The following is a 20,717-nucleotide window of genomic DNA, read 5'->3' on the forward strand; positions in this document are numbered from 1 at the left end:
GAGGGTGAACATGATAAACTTTTCGGATTTGGATTTGGAGGGCCTGGAGAAGGAGGTGGTCGTAGAGAGTGAAACGATAAAGGACATGGCTATAATTGGTGTGTCTTGTCAGATCGGCGACATGGAATCGGCCGAACAGCTGTGGGAGGCATTGGTTGAAGGCCGAGACTGCATTGGGAAATTCCCTGAAGACCGCTGCGACGATATGGAAGCTTATTTTAGAGCAAGTGGAAACCAAGTCACTGATAACCAGTATATGGAAGGTTCCTATTTTAATAGAATAGACGGTTTCGACTACCGTTTTTTCAACCTATCCTACCAGGAGTCACGGTTGATGGATCCGCAACAGAGGATCTTTCTGCAGACCGTGTGGAGTGCAATTGAGGATGCGGGATACGGGGGGGACCGGATCAGGGGGACAAAAACAGGGGTTTATGTAGGCCATAACAGCGATTCGCCTTTGGAATACAAGCGAGTTGTTTATGATATGGAACAAGAATTATCCCATTTGGCAACGGCGGGAAATATAAAATCGGTTATCGCCGGCAGGATCAGCTATCTTTTGAATCTTAGAGGCCCCAGCCTTCTTGTTGATACGGCGTGTTCATCGTCCCTGGTAGCTCTTCATACCGCTTGTAAGGCGATAAGAAACGGCGATTGTGAGATGGCCATCGTCGGGGGGGTCAAAATTACGCTTGCGCCTATTGCAGATTTGCAGGACAGCATCGGCATTTTGTCATCCGACGGCAGATCCAGGTCATTCAGCGATGACTGTGAGGGGATTGGCCTGGGTGAGGGAAGCATTGCTCTGATCGTTAAATCCTATGATCGGGCAGTTGAAGATAAAGACCCTATCTATGCTATTATCAAGGGCTCAAGCGTTAACCAAGATGGCGCTTCAGCCGGTTTAACTGCTCCGAACCCCCTAGCCCAGGAAGAGCTTCATCTTCGCGTATGGAGAGATGCAGGGATTAAACCGGAATCTTTATCCTACATTGAAGCCCATGGAACAGCTACTAAGCTAGGTGACCCTATTGAAATAGACGGAATCAAAAGGGCCTTTGATCACTATACGGAAAAGCAGCAGTTCTGCGCGATCGGTTCCGTAAAAAGCAACCTGGGGCACTTGGACAGCTTATCCGGTTTGGCTGGTGTTGTGAAAGCTGTTATGTCTTTGCAAAAGAAGAAAATACCGCCTTCCATACACTTCAAACGTCCGAACCGAAAAATACCGTTCCACAAATCGCCGGTTTATATTAATGACATATTAATGGATTGGGAAGAGGGTGCTCTCCCCAGAAGATGCGGCGTAAGTTCATTTGGAATCAGCGGGACCAACTGTCATGTCATACTCGAGGAGTATGTTGAGCATCAGGAGGTTAACCAAACGGATCAGCACTGCCAGCTTTTCGTGTTATCTGCGAAAACTGAAAATAGTCTTACTGCTCTAATCAACGAATATGCAAACGCGCTACATCGTGACAGGCGGTTAAGGCTGCTGGATATTTGCTATACTGCATCGACTGGAAGGGATCATCATCCGTGCAGATTGTCGATTGTCTGTGACAGTCTCGATGATTTACTCCACAAGCTAAACCATGTTCACAAACATGGGCTTGATGCTGCTGCAGATCAGTCCATACACTGGGGGTTTTACACAGTTGCTCCGGCGGAGAAGCCTGAACTTGACCCATGGGAAATGACTTTGCCAAAGAAACAGAAAATAGACATGGAGCTTGCATCAGAGGTCCAATTGTTTCTGCAGGGAGAAGGAGATCTCAATAGGATAGGGCTGCTCTATTCGCTGGGGGCGGACACGAATTGGAATATGTTATATGAGGGGGACGTTCAGCGGGTCCATTTGCCTTCCTATGTGTTTGAAATGGATCGGTGCTGGGTCCGGTATCCGGATGAACCGGGCTTTATGTATCGCACTTCATGGAGTGTGAATGAGTCGGAAGATCCCAGGGCCCCTTTTGAAGCCTCTATAGTCCTTATATTTAAGGACCGTTCAGGGTATGCCGGTGAACTGGCATCGGGATTAAGGAATTACGGGTGTGAACGGGTTGTAGAGGTTGAGTACGGCCATGGATTTCAGCGGGCCGGTGATAACCGCTACATTATCGGATATTCGGAGAATGACATCTTCCGGTTATTAGATGAAATCCAGCCGGCGTCTTCGTTGCGGATTGTTCATATGGCCACGATTGGCAATTCAATTGCAGGGGAAAGAGATGAACAACCGGAGCTTGGAGTGTACAGCCTGTTCCATATATCAAAGGCGATAGAAGCACTGAGCCATATCAATAAAGCGGAGTTGTATCTTATTACCCAGAATGCAAATGAAATCACATCCTTTAAAGAGAACATGAATCCTGGGAATGCAGCTTTTCTGGGACTTGGCAAAGCAGTAAATCTCGAAAATCATCGTTTACAGGTAAGTGCGATTGATTTTGACCAGCATGTATTTATTAATAAAATTATTGATGAAATGGGAGCACGGCATACGGCGCTGGATGTTGCTTACAGAGAAGGAAAGCGGTATACAGGTTCGCTGGAGAGCGTAAGCATAAATATGGTGGATGACCATCATCCAGTCGTGTATAAGGAGAATGGAGTATACGTTATTACTGGGGGGACAGGCTCACTTGGACTTCTATTCGCGAAACATTTAGCTTCGCAGGCCAAAGTTAATCTTGCGTTGATCAATCGATCGGAACTGCCGCCAAAAGATGCTTGGACTGCCTTAGTGCGTGATGAAGCCCAAAGCAAGGCCTTGAGGAATAAAATTGAAGACTTGCTGCAAATTGAATCAACCGGTGCGTCCGTAACTGTCTATGCGGGTGATGTAACCATTGAATCCGATATGAGCGCGATTCTGAATGATCTCCGGAGAAAGTTCGGGACAATTAACGGTATTATACATGGTGCGGGGGTCGCGGGCCGTGAGCTTGTTCTACTAAAAGATGAGAGCAGGGATTCACTTGAAAGGGTGATGGAGCCGAAGGTAAAAGGTGCAGTGATTCTCGATAGATTGACCGAAAAGGATCAACTGGACTTTTTTGTACTCTTCTCATCTGTTGTAGCACTTACCGGAGGCATTGGTGTTGGAGGCTACACTGCAGCTAATGCTTATCTCGATGGATTCGCTTCCTGGCGGAGCCGGAGAGGGAAAAGAACACTATCTATTAATTGGCCGACTTGGAGGCACTCGGTTGAACACACGCTTACTACTTTTGACGAATCGAAGCATTTATTTAAGCTTCTGAAAGTGGATGATGCTTTACGTGGATTTCAGGCTGCGGTTTCCAAGAGTGTCAGCCGGTTGATTATAGGTGAGCTTAATTATTCCGGGAATCTGATGTACCTTGAACGCTTTTTGCCGATAGAATTCTCGCCTGAGATCAAAAGGAAGCTTGCCAGGCTTGAAAAGCGTCAAACTAAGCATAGAACCCCTGCTGTTGACAAACAGGCGGCCCAATCAGGGGGCGGTAATAAATGCTCAACGACCGAGCAGAGGTTGTCGGAAATATGGTCGAGAGTGCTGGGCGTTGAGGAGATCAGCATATATGACCATTTCGATGATCTGGGCGGAGATTCTATCATGGTTGCCCAATTGTTTAAAGAGCTGGAACTTGAATACCCGGGGAGACTCGAGATAGTAGATGTCTTCTCCTATTCATCGATTTCTAGCATGGCTCAATTCTTAGACCGGAATTCGGGACAAGCAGAGCAGGAAGAAAAAAATGAAGCGATGGACCTGGATGAGCTGTTTAGGCAAATTACCGAAGGTGAAGTATCGGAGGAGCAATTTGGCGAGTATTTAAAGATGGTTGGTGAAGATAGTTGGAACACCTAAAAAAATATATTTATTCGCAAATTACATCGGGTGCTTTGTCCAAAGAAGAGTCAAAGAAAATATTAGCTGAAATGATGCAGATGCAGGATCAACGGAAAGAAGCCATGGATGTGGCAATCGTTGGTATGGCCTGCAGACTGCCTTTATCGGAATCGGTTAATGAATATTGGAAGCAGCTCTCAGAAGGCCGGAGCTGTCTGGCTCCGTTTCCCCAAGCAAGATGGGCGGATACGAAGGAGCTATTAGCTAAAGACGCTAAGCGTGAGGATTGTGTAGGCGGATACTTAAGAGAGATCGATAAGTTCGACGCCGGTTTTTTTAAGATATCGCCTAGAGAAGCACAGGTAATGGATCCTTGCCAGAGGCTGTTTCTTGAAGTCGCCTGGGAGGCAGTAGAAGATGCAGGGCTTACCCAGCAATTAACAGGAACCAGAACCGGTGTTTTTGTCGGACAGGATACAAGTGCTTTGCGTTACGTTAATGTAATTGATACATCTGATCCCCTGCTGGCAACAGGAGCGAACACCAGCATTGCTGCCAGCAGAATTGCCTACTTGCTGAACCTGACCGGTCCAAGCCTTGTCTTGGACAGCGCATGCTCCTCAAGTCTGGTTGCGCTTCATACCGCATATCGAAGCCTGGTGGACCAGCAATGTGAGAGTGCGATTGTAGGCGGTATTTCAGTTACACTGACCCCGGAGCAAAATGAAATGCTGAATTCGCCGGAGGGTAAGGTGCGTTTTTTTGATAGAAGAGCGGATGGTACAGTGTGGGGTGAAGGTATATGTGCCATTGTAATTAAGCCCCTGGATAAAGCGTTAAAGGACAGAGATCAAATATATGCGGTGATTAAGGGCAGTGCGATAAATAATGACGGATCCTCAAACGGATTAACAGCACCTAACCCCGTTGCTCAGACAGAGGTAATCGAGAAGGCATGGAAAGCGTCGCGGATAAATCCCGAAACCATCAGCTATATTGAGGCTCATGGGACCGGGACAAAGCTGGGTGATCCGGTAGAGCTGAAGGGCCTGAATGTGGCCTTCAGAAGATTCACCGACAAACGTAATTTTTGCGGGATAGGTTCTGTAAAGACTAATATCGGTCATACCAAAGGGGTATCAGGCCTGGCATCAGTGGTCAAGGTGGCGTTAGCACTTAAGCATCAAATGCTTCCGCCTACCCTTCATTTTCAAGAAGCCAGCCCGATGGTGAAGCTTATCCAATCGCCCATGTATATCGTTGACCGGTTGACTCCTTGGGAGCCGGCCCACTTCCCTAGAAGATGTGGCGTTAGTTCCTTCGGTTTTAGCGGAACTAATTGTCATATGGTCTTTGAGGAAGCACCTTCACTTGAAAAACGTGTGATTCCGGAGAGCGAATCGGGCAGCTCTGTGTTTGTATTGTCTGCTTACAGTGAAAAAGGATTAATGCAGTATATTAAGAAATATTTACTTTTTCTGGAGAAAAACGAATCGAGTCTGGGGGACATTTGTTTTACAGCTAACACCGGCAGACAACACTACAATCATCGTATGGCTTTGCTTGCGAAGGATTTGGATGAATTGAAGTCGCTGCTGATTTTGATTAATGGAATAGGATTGGAAGCGGCAAGCAGAACAAATCAACAAATTCATTATGGCCATTTTAATTTAGTTTTTAATAAGAAGGCTTTATCCGTGAACGATCTGACCGAGGATATGAAAAAAAGCCTTAGCGGAACGGTCGATCATTGGTTAGAGATGATGGAATCTCAAGAGACTCAGGAGTCCATGCTTACAGAGCTTTGCCGATTGTATATTAGTGGTGCTGATGTTCGCTGGGAAGTACTGTACCTTAAACAGGGGTACCGGAAGACATCCCTGCCAACCTATCCGTTTGAATCCAAACGGCACTGGCTGCAGCTCCGGCGGTATGGGGAAAAGGAATCTGCCGGCACCGACAAATCGCAGGACTCCTTCTATAGAATAAATTGGATGGAAGCGCCGGTGGAAGCAAGCGGGAATCTAACTCCCGAGGAATCCGTATTGCTGATTCATGACGGAAACCCGACAGCAGCTTCTTTGCTGCAGAGCATCCCCGGGGTGCTCGATATAACGTTAGGCAAGCAATTTCAACGGCTGGAAGCCGAGCGTTATATGGTAGACCTATCGGAGGACAGCTTCAAGAGGCTCATCTCTTCCGTTAAGGGTTCAGGACCTTATAAGATCATCCTGTCAGTCTTCATGGAAACGACGGTTGCTTCATTGAATGACATCCACTGCTTCGAGGATAAAAGCATCCAAAGCCTGTTGAATTTAATCAAATCGCTGGTTCACAATAATGTCAGTTCAAATATTGATCTGGTTCTGTTAACGAAGTCGTCGCATGAAGTGACAGGGACGGAGCCGTATATTATTCCCGAATATGCTCTACTGGTTGGCCTGGGCCGGGTAATCCATCAGGAATTGCCTCATATCTCCTGCAGATGTGTTGATTATGATGAGTTAACCTCCCTGCAACAACTTACCAGTGAAATTATGCATCATTCAGAGTCGTACCTGACCGCTTATAGGGAAGGGCGCAGATATGTTGAAATCATTGAAGCTGAAAAGTCTAATCCCGTTCAAGCTCGCGGGCACTGGATTCATGAATTTGGCGTATATTTAATTACCGGAGGATTTGGCGGAATAGGCTTCTGCTTGGCGCAGGCTATAGCCGCCTTGCGCCCGGTTCACCTTATCTTGCTTGGCAGACAGCAATTTCCTGCTCAATCAGAGGACGCTGAATGGCTGGATAAGCATAATGCTATTCTTGAAATGAAACGAAATGGATCAACTGTAGATTATTTCTCTGCCGACGTGTCGGATGAAGAACAAGTTGCGGCTGTTCTGCAGGAGGCCAGAAGCAGATACGGAAGGATCTCGGGAGTCTTCCATGCCGCGGGTATTTCCGGGACGAATATGATCTATCATAAGAGCTATGCCGATATATCCGGCGTACTTCAGGCAAAAGTAGATGGGACATGGATTCTGGACAAGTTAACGGCAAAGGATGAACTGGACTTTATGGTCTTATTCTCCTCCATTGCATCGTTTGCCGGAGGGCTGGGGATGGCCGATTATGCAGCAGCCAATGCCTACATGGATGCTTATGCTATGAAGCGGAGTAAGACAGGGCGCAAAACTGTTTCGGTGAATTTGGCTACATGGAAACATGTAGGGATGTCTGTCCGGCACGGGGTTAACAAAGATACATTGTTCCATGCATTAGAAAAGGAAGGGGGTATCTCCTTAATACTGCAGTCACTCAACCACACAGGCGCACGGATTATTGCGGCACGGGTGAATTATAACGATGCCTTGTTCCTGCATGCCGATGACCCGGCTAAGTTGGGTATCAGGTTATCCGAGGACATTGTATCGGCGATCGAGCGGGTTCGCATGAATCAGGATGGAGTGCCTTCTGCTCCCGTGCCCATCGAATCAGTAACATTGATGGGAAGAAACGAAATTCATTATTCTGAGACGGAAATCACTGTCTCCTCTTTATGGGGAAAGGTGCTGGATATCTATGAGATTGATGTCGATATGAATTTTTACGAGCTTGGAGGGGACTCCAGGCTGGCTATCGACTTGCTCAAAGAATTGGAGCTTAGATTTCCTGGCGTAATCAATATTTCGGATATATTCACCTATCCGACGGTGTCGCTGCTCTCCGAATATATTGAACAACAGCTAGAGGCTGCTTCAAATAAAAGGCCGGAACCGAATAAAGCAGAACAGCGGGGACTAACTGCCGCTCTGGATAATGAGGGCTTAAGAGCTCTGATCGGTAGTGTGAAAGCAGGAGCGGTATCCGTTGAAAATGGGTTGCAGATTCTGAAGCAGCACAGAAAGGAGAACTAAGCTGTGGAAATCGAAATGCTGAATAAATATATTCTGGACCAGTTGCAAAAAGGCGGGTTAAATGAAGACACCGCTTTGACGCTTCTTACAACAATCAATGAACAGGATGAAGCCCAGCATGAACACCAAGACGAAGACATTGCCATTATCGGATTGAGCTGTAGATTCCCTGAGGCGGATAATGAACAGGAATACTGGTCGAATCTCAAAAATGGCAAATCGATGATACGGGACTTTCCCTTTACGCGCAAAAAGGATACAGATTGCTTTATCCCCGAGGGGGATTCTCCAGAGGATTTTTACGGCAGAGGGGGATATTTGGAGCATATTGATCAGTTTGATCCAGCATTCTTCCGGATCTCACCGAGAGAAGCATTATTAATGGATCCCCACCAGCGGGTTTTCCTAGAAGTGGCATGGGAAACACTTGAGAACGCAGGCTCCGCCGGAAAGCAGATTCATGGGAAAAAGGTTGGTGTCTTTGCTGGACGGGATCATTCGAGCGATACGATATACAAGCGGTTGGTGCATGATTCGGATTTTTTAGCGATAACCGGATCGACTGCCGGCATTATGGCAAGCCGGATTTCATATTACTTGAATTTAAAGGGTCCAAGCATCGTCGTCGATACAGCATGCTCTTCTGGTCTGGTGGCGCTTCACATGGCCTGTCAGGCACTGAAGAATAAGGACTGTGAGATGGCTTTGGCCGGAGGAATAAATCTTTCTCTGTTTCCTGTAAGTGGAGACAGTATGATAGAATCGGCGGAAAGCTTGGTGCGCACCTTCGATAAAAATGCGAACGGCACCGTGTGGGGAGAAGGGATAGGCATTGTCATGCTGAAACCTTTGAAACAGGCGCTAAAGGACAGGGATCATATAAGGGCTGTAATTAAAAGCAGCGCCATCAACAATGATGGCACCTCCAATGGGATTTCGGCCCCAAATGCCGAGGCGCAGGAAGATGTCATTGTTACTGCATGGCAGAGGGCGGGTATCAATCCGGAGGATATTACCTATATTGAGACCCACGGAACCGGAACGAAATTAGGCGATCCTATTGAAGTGAGGGCGCTTTCCAATGCGTTCAGAAGGTACACCTCCAAAAGCCAATTTTGCGGCATCGGGTCTGTAAAGCCGAATATTGGCCATTTGGTGGGAGCTTCCGGAATGTCTTCATTAATTAAATTGATCTTATCTTTGGAAAATAAGCAGATACCGCCTACTGTTAATTTTGAGTCGCCCAATCCTTTCATTGATTTCTGCCAATCGCCTCTATATGTGAACAGTCGGCTTAAAGAATGGAAACAGCCGGACAAGCCTCTTTTGGCGGGTGTCAGCTCTTTTGGTTTCAGTGGAACGAATTGCCACGTTGTTCTGCAGGAAGCCCCCCGGGAGGCTGCTGCAGAGAACGACGTCAAAGCGAGGGTTCTGACCCTGTCAGCAAGGGACAATAATTCCTTGGTTCAGTATGTCGAGCGGTTCGTTAAATTCATCATTGGCACAGATTCCTTGCCTTTGGACAATATTTCGTATAGTGCTTCAGTAGGAAGGCCGCATTTTTCAAACAGGCTGGCAATTCTCTACACCGATTGGATTGATTTGCGGAAAAAACTGATACATGTATATATTCACGGGCTAACGAAAGAGGGCCGGGGGATTTTTACCGGGACACATCATGTGACAAAGAACAATCGACACTTAGCGGAGGAGGGGGGCATTACCGTCCGGGAACTGGACAGACTAAATCGGTTATCGTCCGAGATACTGGACCGGGCCGCGTTAGCAGGTGGTGTGGACTCTTCTCTGTTGACCTCTCTTTGCCAATTATACATACAGGGGGCGGACGTGAATTGGGACAGGCTCTACTCGCAGCAATGTACTAAGTTTCCCTTACCGGCGTATCCTTTAAAAAAAGAGCGCTATTGGGTCGCCCCGGAAGGTATCGGGCAGAGAGCTGAGCAGAGGTTCAATAAGGCGCCGTTCATTAAAGAGAGAATAAAGAGTAGTGAATCTGAAACAATCTTTCGTCTGGACATGGAGACCAAGGCAAGTTGGGTATTGAATGAGCATAAATGGCATGAGCGAAGTATGCTGCCGGGCACTGGTTATTTGGAAATGGCGCTGGAGGCTGTGAACGAGAGGTGGAAGGGGGAATCCTTTGAGCTGAGGGATGTTACCTTTTTGAGCCCGTATTTTGTTGACGCTCCAGGCAAGAAAAAGCTAGTGGCCGCTATTCATTCTGGTCCGCAGGATGCTCTGACGTTCGCAATTGAGTCTGTTGATGACGGTGGTGTGCGGACAGTTCATGCTAAGGGCGCTTTCCGGCGGGGAGCGGAAATTCCCCCGGACAAGAAAGCGGTAGGGATATTAAAGCAAGCCTTCAGAGAAGAGCAGCAGCCGATTAATATAAGCTCTATGGGGGGACCTTTCGTATTCGGCAAGCATTGGCATGGCAATGAACTGATGCTACAGCAGACGAAGGATAGCCTGCTGCTGGAGGTGCAAGCTGCCGGGGATGTTCTTCGGGAATTGGGGCAGTTTCATCTGCATCCTTCCTTGATGGATATTGGTATAAACTTTGCAGGGAAATTAATCGACGAGGGCCTGTATGTTCCTTATAGCTATAAAAAATTGGTTGCATATGCACCGATCCCTTCCCGTTTTTTGAGCTATATCAGACGAAAGGAGGGTTCTCCTTCCCGCATGGCCTTGTTTGACATTACCTTTCTTGATACGGATGGGAATGTCATATTAGAAGTAACGGATTATGGAATGCGCCGGCTACAAAATCATGAAAGCGGGTTCATTCAAGAACGGGAACAACAAAAGTTACACCGGATCAGCTGGAAGAAGAAGGAGGAGGCTCCCAGGGAATCAGCGCCCAGGTTAGGTGTAACGGTAATTATGAAAGACAGGCAGGGCATATCGGAAGAATTGATTACACAGTTTACAGGCCATGGCTTCCCGGTGATTCATGTGGAAAGGGGCCCGGTCTATCAGAAGACGGATGAGGAGCATTATACGATTAGTTCAAGCGAGGACGACTTTCAGCGGCTGTTCCAAGACCTGAAGCGAAACCAGATAAACAGTATCTTGTATCTGTTCTCTCTGAATACCGGACAGGAGCCGGACACCTTGGATGAGCTGGAGGACGCCCAAGCAGACGGGATTGACAGTCTCTTCTTCTGTGCTAAAGCCATTGCTCAGCATCTACATGCTCAGCCAATTCATGTGACCGTTATTACGAAATATGCATTTTCCGTAACCGGAAATGAGCGGACGGTAATTCCCATAAATGCAACAATGGCAGGATTCGGAAAAGTGATTCAGAAAGAGTACGCCAATCTGACAGTCAAGTGCATCGATCTGGATGATGAGACATCAGTTCCTTCATTAGTTACAGAAATCGGACGCACACCGTCATCCTACCTTACCGCTATGAGGAATGACTTAGCGTATGAGGAGGAAATAGCGGAAATCGAAGTCATGGAGCACTCTTCTTCGATAAAAGTGAAAAAAGACGGAGTCTACCTGATTACAGGCGGAACCGGTGGGATTGGCTTAGAGGTTGCTTTGGAAATGGCGAGAAGCGGCCCGGTCTCGCTGGCTTTTGTGAGCCGTACTGCCATTCCATCCAAGGAGGAGTGGGCTGGGATTCTCGCCGCAGGCATCGATAGCAAACTGATGAGCATAATCAGGAAGCTGCGGGAAATCGAGAGTCTAGGCGCACGAATCGTTTTCTATGCCGGGGATGTTTCCCATTATGAATCGATGCGTGAAATCGTTGGAAGGGTCCGCCAAGAGTTCCACCGCATTAACGCCGTCATACATGCTGCCGGAGTTCCGGGAGAGGGTGTAATAGGCCGAAAGGATAGGAATAAGCTGCGGGCGGTTCTACAACCCAAGGTTAACGGGACATGGATCCTTCATCAGTTGACGAAGGACGATGAGCTTGATTATTTTATGATGTTCTCCTCTGTCGCGAGTCTGGCCGGCGGAGCAGGCCAGAGCGATTATACAGCGGCGAATACTTATTTAGATTCATTTGCCGACTATCTTAGGAACTGTAAGAAAGTTCCTGCAATAAGTGTAAAATGGACTACATGGAAATTTGTTGGCATGGCTGCCGGAAGCGCCTTGGAACACGATCAGGCAATCATTCATCCGATCGATCCACAGGAAGGAGTAGCGGCGTATAAAGATATTTTAAGCTTGAATGAGCATCAAGTCATGGTCGGTGAACTTAATTATCCACTATTAGGAAGCTTGGACAGAATCCCATATCGGTTTTGCGAAAATATTGAAAGCCGGCTTGTTAACTACAGAAGTCTGCAGGCCGATTTCCAAGAGCAGGCGCGACCACTGGAGAAACTGGAACTGAAAGGAAGAGCCAATGGGGTCTATAGCCCGCTTGAAACGAGGATTGGCCAAATATGGGGAGAAGTATTGGGTTTGAAGACCATTAATGTATTTGATGATTTTTATGAGCTTGGTGGGGACTCCATTCAAGCCATAAAAATTTCAAATGTTTTAAACAAGGAATACGGCATTGATATAGACATGGGGGATTTGTTCATTTACACAACCATAGGGGAACTGGAGGGTCATGTCAAAGACAAACTGAACCAGGCTTCTCTTGCCGGCGAACCGGAAACCGCCCTAGTCAATATTGATTATGAGCTGTCCCATGCACAAGAGCGGATGTGGTTCCTGCAGAAGCTTCATCCGGGCTTGACTGCCTACAATCTTCCGTCATCATTCCGGCTTGAAATGGAGGTGAATACGGAGCTTGTCTGCAATGCGGTTGACAGGCTCTTGGCCCGCCATGAAACCTTGAGAACCATATTCGTAGAGGATGCTGATGGTTCTCCGCGCCAGCAAATAGTCGATCACTGCCATGCTGACATCAAGGTTATCGACCTGGCAGATGACGCAGATAAGGAAGAAACTTTGCTTGCAATGATCAATGCCGATAAAAGAATGCCGTTTGACTTGCGCAAGCCCTTGCACAGGTTCATTTTGTTCCGGCTGAACCGCCAGGATTGGTGCTTTTATGTTAATTTGCATCATTTAATTACAGACGGCTGGAGTTCAAAAATATTCTTTGAAGAATTAATGACCATGTATAAGGCGCTGGCACAAGATACAGTACCTGATTTGAGCATGCCGGCCATGCGGTATGTAGACTGGATGATGAGGCAGAAAAGCTGGTTTGAAAGCGAGCAGGCCCGTTCGATGGAATCCTACTGGTTAGGTGAATTAGTTAAGCCGCTGCCAGCATTAAATTTACCTGCCGACTACAGCCGTCCCAGCATACAGACCTTTAATGGAGGCTCCCATACGTTCCGCCTTGATGAAAAGCTGACCCAGTCGGTTAAAAGTAAACTCAGGGAATGGGGGACATCTCAGCATGTCTTCTTCCTGAGTGTGTACTTCCTTCTTCTGCATTCGGTAACGGGCGATGAGGATATCATCGTAGGTTTCCCAATCGCAGGCAGGGATTCTGAAGAGGTGGAGAATCTGATAGGTCTGTTTATCAACACGTTATGCATTCGGGCCCAATTCCGTAATCTTGAGACCTTCCAGGATGTGCTGAATGTTGTCAGAGAAAAATCAGTGCTGGCATTCAAAAACGGCAGATATCCCTTTGATTTGATGGTGAAAAAGGTTAACCCTGAAAGGGATTTGACAACATCCCCAATTTACTCGACGATGTTTCAATTTTACGAGCATGCCCAGGTTAGTGATGATACAAGTCTGATTGATTTATACCTGAGCTGCCGGGAAGTGGAGGGGATGACGGAAATCAGGTTTGAGTACAACAGTGATCTATATAGTCCGTCAACGATTGAACGATTATCCCGCTTCTACGAGAAAATGATAGACACAGTCGTGGTTAGATCCGTAAAGCTAGAAGAGATGGAGCTTCTCACTTTGGATGACAGGGAGATCTACATGAACAGATTCAATGCTACCGGCGCTCCTTATCCCAGTCACTCCAACATTGTGGAATTGTTTGAGCAGCAAGCGGAGAGAGAACCTTTCAAAGCAGCCGTTTCGGAGGATAAGCTTACGGTTACCTATTCGGAATTGCAACGGCGTGTGACTCATTTGGCTTCCCGGCTGGTGACAGAGGGAGTTAAGCGGGGAGCGATTGTCGGCATGATGACAGAGCATTCGGCGGAAACCATTATCGGGCTGCTTGCCGTTATGAAGGCGGGAGGGGCTTTCTTGCCAATTGATCCCGAATACCCTGCGGAGCGAGTGGACTACATGCTGGCTGATTCGCAAGTATGCCTGCTCCTGACCAATACGGACATGAAGGAAGACACAGCATTTGAAGGCAAGATCATAGACCTGCGATTGATAGGGGAACCGGAGACGGAGGCTACACCGGTGTTTGCCCGAATTGCTGCGGATCAGCTTGCTTATGTTATTTATACCTCGGGTTCAACAGGAAGGCCGAAGGGGGTCATGGTGGAGCATCAGGGACTGCTAAATTATATTTGGTGGGCCCAAAAAATGTATGCCAATGAGGGGGATGCGGTGTTCCCTTTGTATTCATCCCTAGCCTTTGACTTGACACTTACGTCGATCTTTACTCCGCTTATTTGCGGCGGCACAATTGAGGTATACAGAAATGATGGAAATGAATTTCTTTTGTACAAAGTAATGAAGGATAATAGGGCAACGGTTGTGAAATTGACTCCGTCTCACCTGATGCTGTTAACGGATGTTGATATCGGCAATACATCTGTTAGACGGTTTATAGTTGGAGGGGAGGATTTGAAGACTTCTCTGGCCCGCAGTATTGTTAATAAATTTCAGCACCGGATCGAGATTTACAATGAATATGGTCCAACGGAAACCGTAGTCGGATGCATGATCCACCGGTATGACGAAACGGAGGATACAGGGCGCTCTGTGCCGATCGGGAAACCTGCGGATAATGTACGGATCTACATTTTGAACCAGCACCGGGTTCCCTGTGGCGTGGGGGTCATGGGTGAGATTTATATTGCCGGTGACGGGGTTGCAAAAGGATATATAAATGACCGGGAGAAATCGGATGAATACTTCGTACCCGACCCGTTCATTCCAAACGGAAGGATGTACAAATCCGGGGATTTGGGCCGGTTCAATGCAAGAGGCCAAATCGAGTATGGCGGGAGAAAAGACAAGCAGGTTAAAGTCCGCGGCTACCGGATCGAATTAGGTGAAGTAGAGGCAAAACTCGGCGGGATTGAAGGAATTCATGAGGCGGTTGTGCTGGTGCAGCAAGGCAAGGATGAGGTCCATCAATTAAGGGCTTATTTGATTGGTGATAACCGGATGAGCCGTGAAGAGCTCCAGACCGCTTTGGCCGGCGTACTGCCTCAGTATATGATTCCGGCAAGCTTCACCTATGTGGATGAGTTACCGTTGAATGCTAACGGCAAAATTGCTGCGGATGTACTGTTTGCACTGGAAGAGCCCCTGAGGCTTGAGAATCAGAGCGGGCCTGCCGACGACGGGCTGACAGCGGAGATTACACTGATCTGGCAAGAGATTCTTCAGCTTGACCGGATTGATCCCCGGGAAAGCTTCTTCAATGTGGGAGGCGACTCTATTTCACTTGTCAGATTGCATAACCGTCTGGAGAAGGTGTTTCCGCAACAGGTTAAGCTGGTTGACTTATTCAACTACACCACCATTTCTGCATTGGCCGATTATATCGGCAAGAAGGGGGAGGGCGGCACGTTAAAGACAGTCCTGAACCAAACGGTTATACAGAATGAGATTGACCAGATGCTGGACAGTATTGACAGTGACGATTTTGATGTGGAGCAAATGCTCCAGGATTTAAAGGGTATTGGGGGAGATTAATTGGAGTCCGTCTACCGGTTCATTCTTGAGGAGACAAAAAGAGGCACTATCAACCGTACAGTTGCTTCACAGCTGTTATCCATGATGAAAGAACAGCAAATCAGAAACTTCCAGGATATTGCCGTGATCGGCTTGGCGCTCAGGGTTCCCGATGCCGACAATCAGACTGAATTCTGGAATAATCTTGTCAGTGGGAAAAATTGTGTGAAGTCACTTCCGTTAAGCCGCAGACAAGATCTCGACGACATTCTGGGCTCTATGTCTGGACAGCCCGCTGCGATCCAATATTCCCGTGGGTCGTATTTGGAGCGCATTGACCGCTTCGACTATAATTTTTTCAATCTCTCTCCCAGAGAAGCGAGTCTGATGGACCCCAATCAAAGACTTTTTTTACAGACTGTCTGGGAAGCGATCGAGGACGCAGGATATGGAGGGCACAGCTTAAAGGGGACAAGAACCGGTATATACGCCGGCTTCGGCAGCGACAGTGAATACAGCCGGCTTATTGCCGAGCTGTGTCCTGAATATACTGCGATGTCCATACCGGGTAATCTGAAGTCATTGCTGGCAGGCAGAATAGCCTACTTGCTTGACTTACATGGACCCTCTATATTGGTGGATACCGCATGCTCCTCTTCTCTTGTTGCGATTCATATGGCGTGCATGGCTCTGATGCAAGGAGAATGCAGTATGGCGATCGCAGGAGGCATCAAACTGAATATGCTCCCCGTTGAGCCGCCAGAGAAGCTGGGAATTGAATCCGCGGATCAGCTTACGAAGACCTTTGACCAGTCATCCGATGGAACAGCAGGTGGCGAAGGGGTTGGTGCGGTGCTGCTTAAGCCCCTAGTCCAGGCGGAGAAGGACGGCGACCATATCTATGCTGTCATTAAGGGCAGTGCGGTTAATAATGACGGCGATTCCATGGGGGTTACGGCACCGAATCCGCTTGCCCAGGAAGAAGTAATCGTTCGTGCATGGAAGGCCGCCGGAATTAACCCTGAAAGCTTGTCCTTTATAGAGGCTCACGGCACAGGGACTAAGCTGGGGGATCCGATTGAAGTGGAGGGAATCACGAAGGCCTTCCGCCAATTCACGGAGAAGCAGCAATTCTGTTCGATTGGATCGGTCAAATCCAATTACGGCCACTTGGACAATGCGGCGGGAATGATCGGGTTCATGAAAGCTGTTTTTTCTCTGAAAAATCGTCAATTGCCTTCATCCCTGCATTTTCGTTATCCCAACCGGAATATCGGGTTTCACAAATCTCCGGTTTATGTGAATGATGTGCTGCGGGACCTGGAGGAGAGCGAGGAACCGGTTCGGTGCGGTGTAAGTTCTTTCAGTCTCGGCGGAACCAACTGTCACATGGTCTTGGAGGAGTACACAAGGAAGTGGCCTGGTGCAGCAGCAACCGGGGATTCTCTTTTTACACTGTCGGCCAAAACAGAACGCTCATTATATCAGCTTGTGCAAAGCTACATTAAATACTTCAATGATCCTTGTAGTCTGGCAGAGGTTTGCTACACTTCAAATATTGGAAGGGGGCATTATCAATACCGGCTGGCGATCATTACGAACGACCAATTGGATCTTCAGAATAAATTAATGCTGTTCCAATCCGGGAAGAAAAACTGCCCGGAGCTGCAAATTTATTATGGCTCAGTCAATAAAGCGGCTGCCGATGCTGCAGGAGCTCTCTTGGAAGCTTATGAAGATGTATTGGCGGAAGGCCATGATCCGAAGCGGCTGGGCCGGCTTGCAATATCGTATGTTCAAGGACATGAAGTGAACTGGAGCGCGATGTACAAGAATACGGTATTTCGCAGAGTCCCATTACCTCCTTACGTCTTTGATGAAAAGAGGTGCTGGGTTGCCAAGGAGACGGAAGACAGAGGGGAAGAACAGTATTATCAACTCAATTGGGTGGAGGCAGAGAAGGCTGTTCCACCCGGGCGAACATGGGAAGGTGCTGTTCTGGTCATTGTGGGGGATGGTTGTCTCTCCGATGCGATAATGAAGGAGCTCCGTGGACAAAGATATGTTGTAACGGCACAACTCGGCCGTGAATATTCCAAGATCAGTGCGATGGAGTATCTAATTCGGAATACGGCAGCGGACTTCTCGGCTCTGCTTGCGCAAATGAAGGACATGAATTTGACCGCGATTGTGCACTTAGCCAGCCTTTCCGAGCAGGGGGGGATGGACAGCGAAAATGATTTGACTGCAGGTCTTCAGCGGGGAGTGTGCAGTTTTAGAAACCTCCATCTGGCTCTGGCAGAAGAAACCTTTGCAGACTTGGACCTTTATTTGATAGCGGAGCGCGTCAACGCTATACACCGCAGTGATCCCGTAATCAACCCGGTCTTCGCGCCGATGTTCGCGCTGGCGAAAGTAATGAAGTACGAAAATTTCAATACCCAATGCAAATGCATCGATATAGATTCCGAGACGGAAGCCGAAGTCATCGCCAATGAGATTGCGTCAGCGGCAATGGATTCGAACGTGGCTTACCGGAAAGGGATCAGATATGTGGAACGGCTGGAGACCTTCCAGCCTCTGGATATGGAGCTGAAACCGACCGGTATCCGGCCCAAAGGTGTTTATGTCATTACAGGGGGAACGGGAGGGCTAGGGCTTCAGGTTGCCCATTATTTGTCGGTTCAAAATCAGGTAACCTTGATTCTGATTAACCGCTCCTGCTTCCCGGATAAGAAAGAGTGGGCAGCAATAGCGGCCGATCCTGCCAATGCCTTAAGCGATAAAGTGAAGTCGCTTCAACAAGTTGAGGGACGAGGATCTCAGGTCCGGTGTTACCAGGCGGATGTTTCCTGCCCGGAGGACATGATTTCTGTTCTGGATGAGGTTCGTGAGACTTACGGCAGCATTCACGGAGTTATCCATAGTGCAGGAATAGGAACGGGTGCCAGAGGGGTGAGTATTCAAGAGCAGGAAGAAGAAGACTTCCTTCGCACATTAGCCCCAAAGGTTCAGGGAACATGGCTCTTGGATCGCTTAACACAGCAGGATAAGCTGGATTTTATGGTGCTGTTCACCTCACCGGTCACCCTGATCGGCGGTGTGGGACTTTCAGGTTATACTTGTTCCAATTCCTTCTTGGATTCCTTCGTTCATTACCGAAATACTGGTGGTAAGCGAACGATTGCCATGAGCTGGGCACCGTGGGAGTTCACAGTGCAGTTGATGGGGGAGCGGTTTAATCCGCAGAAGCAGTTGTTCCAGGTCATTTCTTCAGAGAGGGTACGTGAAGCGTTTCACGACATTTTAAACCATGACGTGCAGGAGTCCATTATTGGAGGATTAAACTACCAGGGCGAGCTTCTTCCTTACTATAAGGAGTTTTCCTTCCGTCTGTCCGATTCCATTATTGAAAGAATCAAAGGCGGGCTTGAACAGGCTTCTTCGTATCAACGTGTGGTCGAGGTAAGGTACAAGGGGGAAAAGGTACCACCGCATGGACATTCGGAAAGCCTTGGACAAATCATCGGCGGCGTCCTTGGCATGGAGAAGCTTGATCTGGAGAGCAACTTCTTTGAGCTTGGCGGGGACTCCATCATTGCCATGAAAGTAATAGTGCAAATTAATCAAGTCTTCCAGACGGCACTTAAGGTAACGGATCTGCTGCGGTTCCCAGACCTTCATGCTTTCACCGGGTTTATTGCGGAGCAGACCATGGTTGAAGATTCTTCACAGAACACGGCGAGGGATATTAGCCGAGACATTCTCCTGGCACCTGAGCAGAATTATTATCCCGTTACTCCAATTCAACGGGGGATTTTCATTATCGAAGAGCTGGGAAACGCCGGTTGTTCTTACAATATGACTAATGTAGTCAGAATTACCGGTAACTTTGATTTGAACAGACTGGAAAAGGCCTTTGGAGCTCTGATTCGGAGACATGAAGCGTTGCGGACTGCCTTCCGGATTGCCGACGGCGAGGTTGTTCAAACCGTCCAATCGGATGTACCGGGAATCGTAACTGTCAAACAAGTGGAGACGGAGGAGGAGATCAGACATTATTTAAAGGCTTTTATCCGCCCATTCCATCTTCTAAGCGCTCCGCTGGCACGATTAGAGGTATTGGCAGCAGGTACAGAGCAATTTATCTTATGTTTTGATATCCATCATATTGTATCTGACGCAGTGTCGCTTAGCATTCTCACTAAGGAGCTCTCAAGTTTGTACAACGGAGAGAGGCTCGAACCGGTGAGAATTCATTTTAAGGACTATGCTTATGTGCGCGGCAAGCAATGTGAGCACAATGAGATGGCGGCTGATCTGGAATACTGGGATGCGAAATTGAACCGGCCGGCAATTTCTTTTGAGCTTCAGACCGATTTCCCGCGGGGACCAATCAGAGAATTTGCTGGAGACACAGTCACTTTGGACGTCAGCGGGGACGTAAATCGTGGTTTATTCCGGTTAGCACATCAATCAGGAGGCACCTTGTTCATGAGTTTGTTTGCGGCTTTTCACATTCTTCTCATGCGGGTCTCCGGTTATGAGGATGTCATCGTCGGTACACCCATAGCTTTAAGGGATCAGCCAGCCCTGGAAGGCTTGGTCGGAAACCTGGTCAATGTTGTGCCGGTAAGGACCCGTCCGGTCCCTGAGGATACCTTTAACGGCTTTTTTGCCAGATTTAGGAGTGAAGTGCTGCAATCCTTTGAGCATAAGGAGTTGTACTATGATGAGATGGTATCCTTATGGAATGCACCGCGTCACGTCAGCCGCAATCCTATATTCGATGTTGTGTTTGCCATGCAAAATATTCCGATACCCCAAGCTTCCTTCGGGCGTCTGCAGGCCAATCCGTACAGGTATGAGAATTCGAATTCCAAATATGACCTTACGTTAAATATTCAGGACTACGATGGGGTATTGAGCTGCAATATGGATTACAACACCAAATTGTATCAAAAGGAAACGGCAGAGGAGCTGTTGCGCCAGTATACAACAATATTGGAAGCAGTTGTAGGCAACGGGGATATTCAGCTGGCCCGGATCAATCTGGATGATCCTTCGAAGATATCGCGCAAGGTTGATTTGGAAAGCGTTGAATTTGATTGGTAAGGGGGGAA

The 20,717-nt window shown here is 47.8% G+C and carries 4 protein-coding genes; all 4 read left to right on the top strand.

Translation table 11 applies throughout. The features are described from left to right. Positions 1–10: 10 nt before the first annotated feature. From NST69_RS05655 to NST69_RS05670, 4 genes are read left to right on the top strand one after another with little or no spacing between them, the layout of a single operon-like run. Positions 11–3,859, top strand: coding sequence for an SDR family NAD(P)-dependent oxidoreductase (locus tag NST69_RS05655; RefSeq protein ID WP_340955287.1), 3,849 nt, complete (start codon positions 11–13; stop codon positions 3,857–3,859). Beyond that, positions 3,847–7,746, top strand: coding sequence for a type I polyketide synthase (locus tag NST69_RS05660; RefSeq protein WP_155991591.1), 3,900 nt, complete (start codon positions 3,847–3,849; stop codon positions 7,744–7,746). The genes NST69_RS05655 and NST69_RS05660 overlap by 13 nt, the downstream gene beginning before the upstream one ends. Positions 7,747–7,749: 3 nt before the next feature. Then, positions 7,750–15,615, top strand: a complete 7,866-nt coding sequence (locus NST69_RS05665; RefSeq protein WP_340955283.1) for an amino acid adenylation domain-containing protein — start codon at positions 7,750–7,752, stop codon at positions 15,613–15,615. Continuing rightward, entirely contained in the window at positions 15,616–20,709 is a 5,094-nt protein-coding gene (locus tag NST69_RS05670; protein ID WP_342548713.1) for an SDR family NAD(P)-dependent oxidoreductase, read from the top strand. It begins immediately after the preceding gene. The last annotated feature ends 8 nt before the right edge of the window (positions 20,710–20,717 follow it).

The sequence above is a fragment of the Paenibacillus sp. FSL P2-0089 genome (assembly GCF_038595095.1).
Lineage (GTDB): Bacteria > Bacillota > Bacilli > Paenibacillales > Paenibacillaceae > Paenibacillus_AQ > Paenibacillus_AQ silagei.

Coding starts and splice junctions, on each gene's coding strand:
- NST69_RS05655 (WP_340955287.1), top strand. CDS start 11: ATGATAAACTTTTCGGATTTGGATTTGGAGGGCCTGGAGAAGGAGGTG.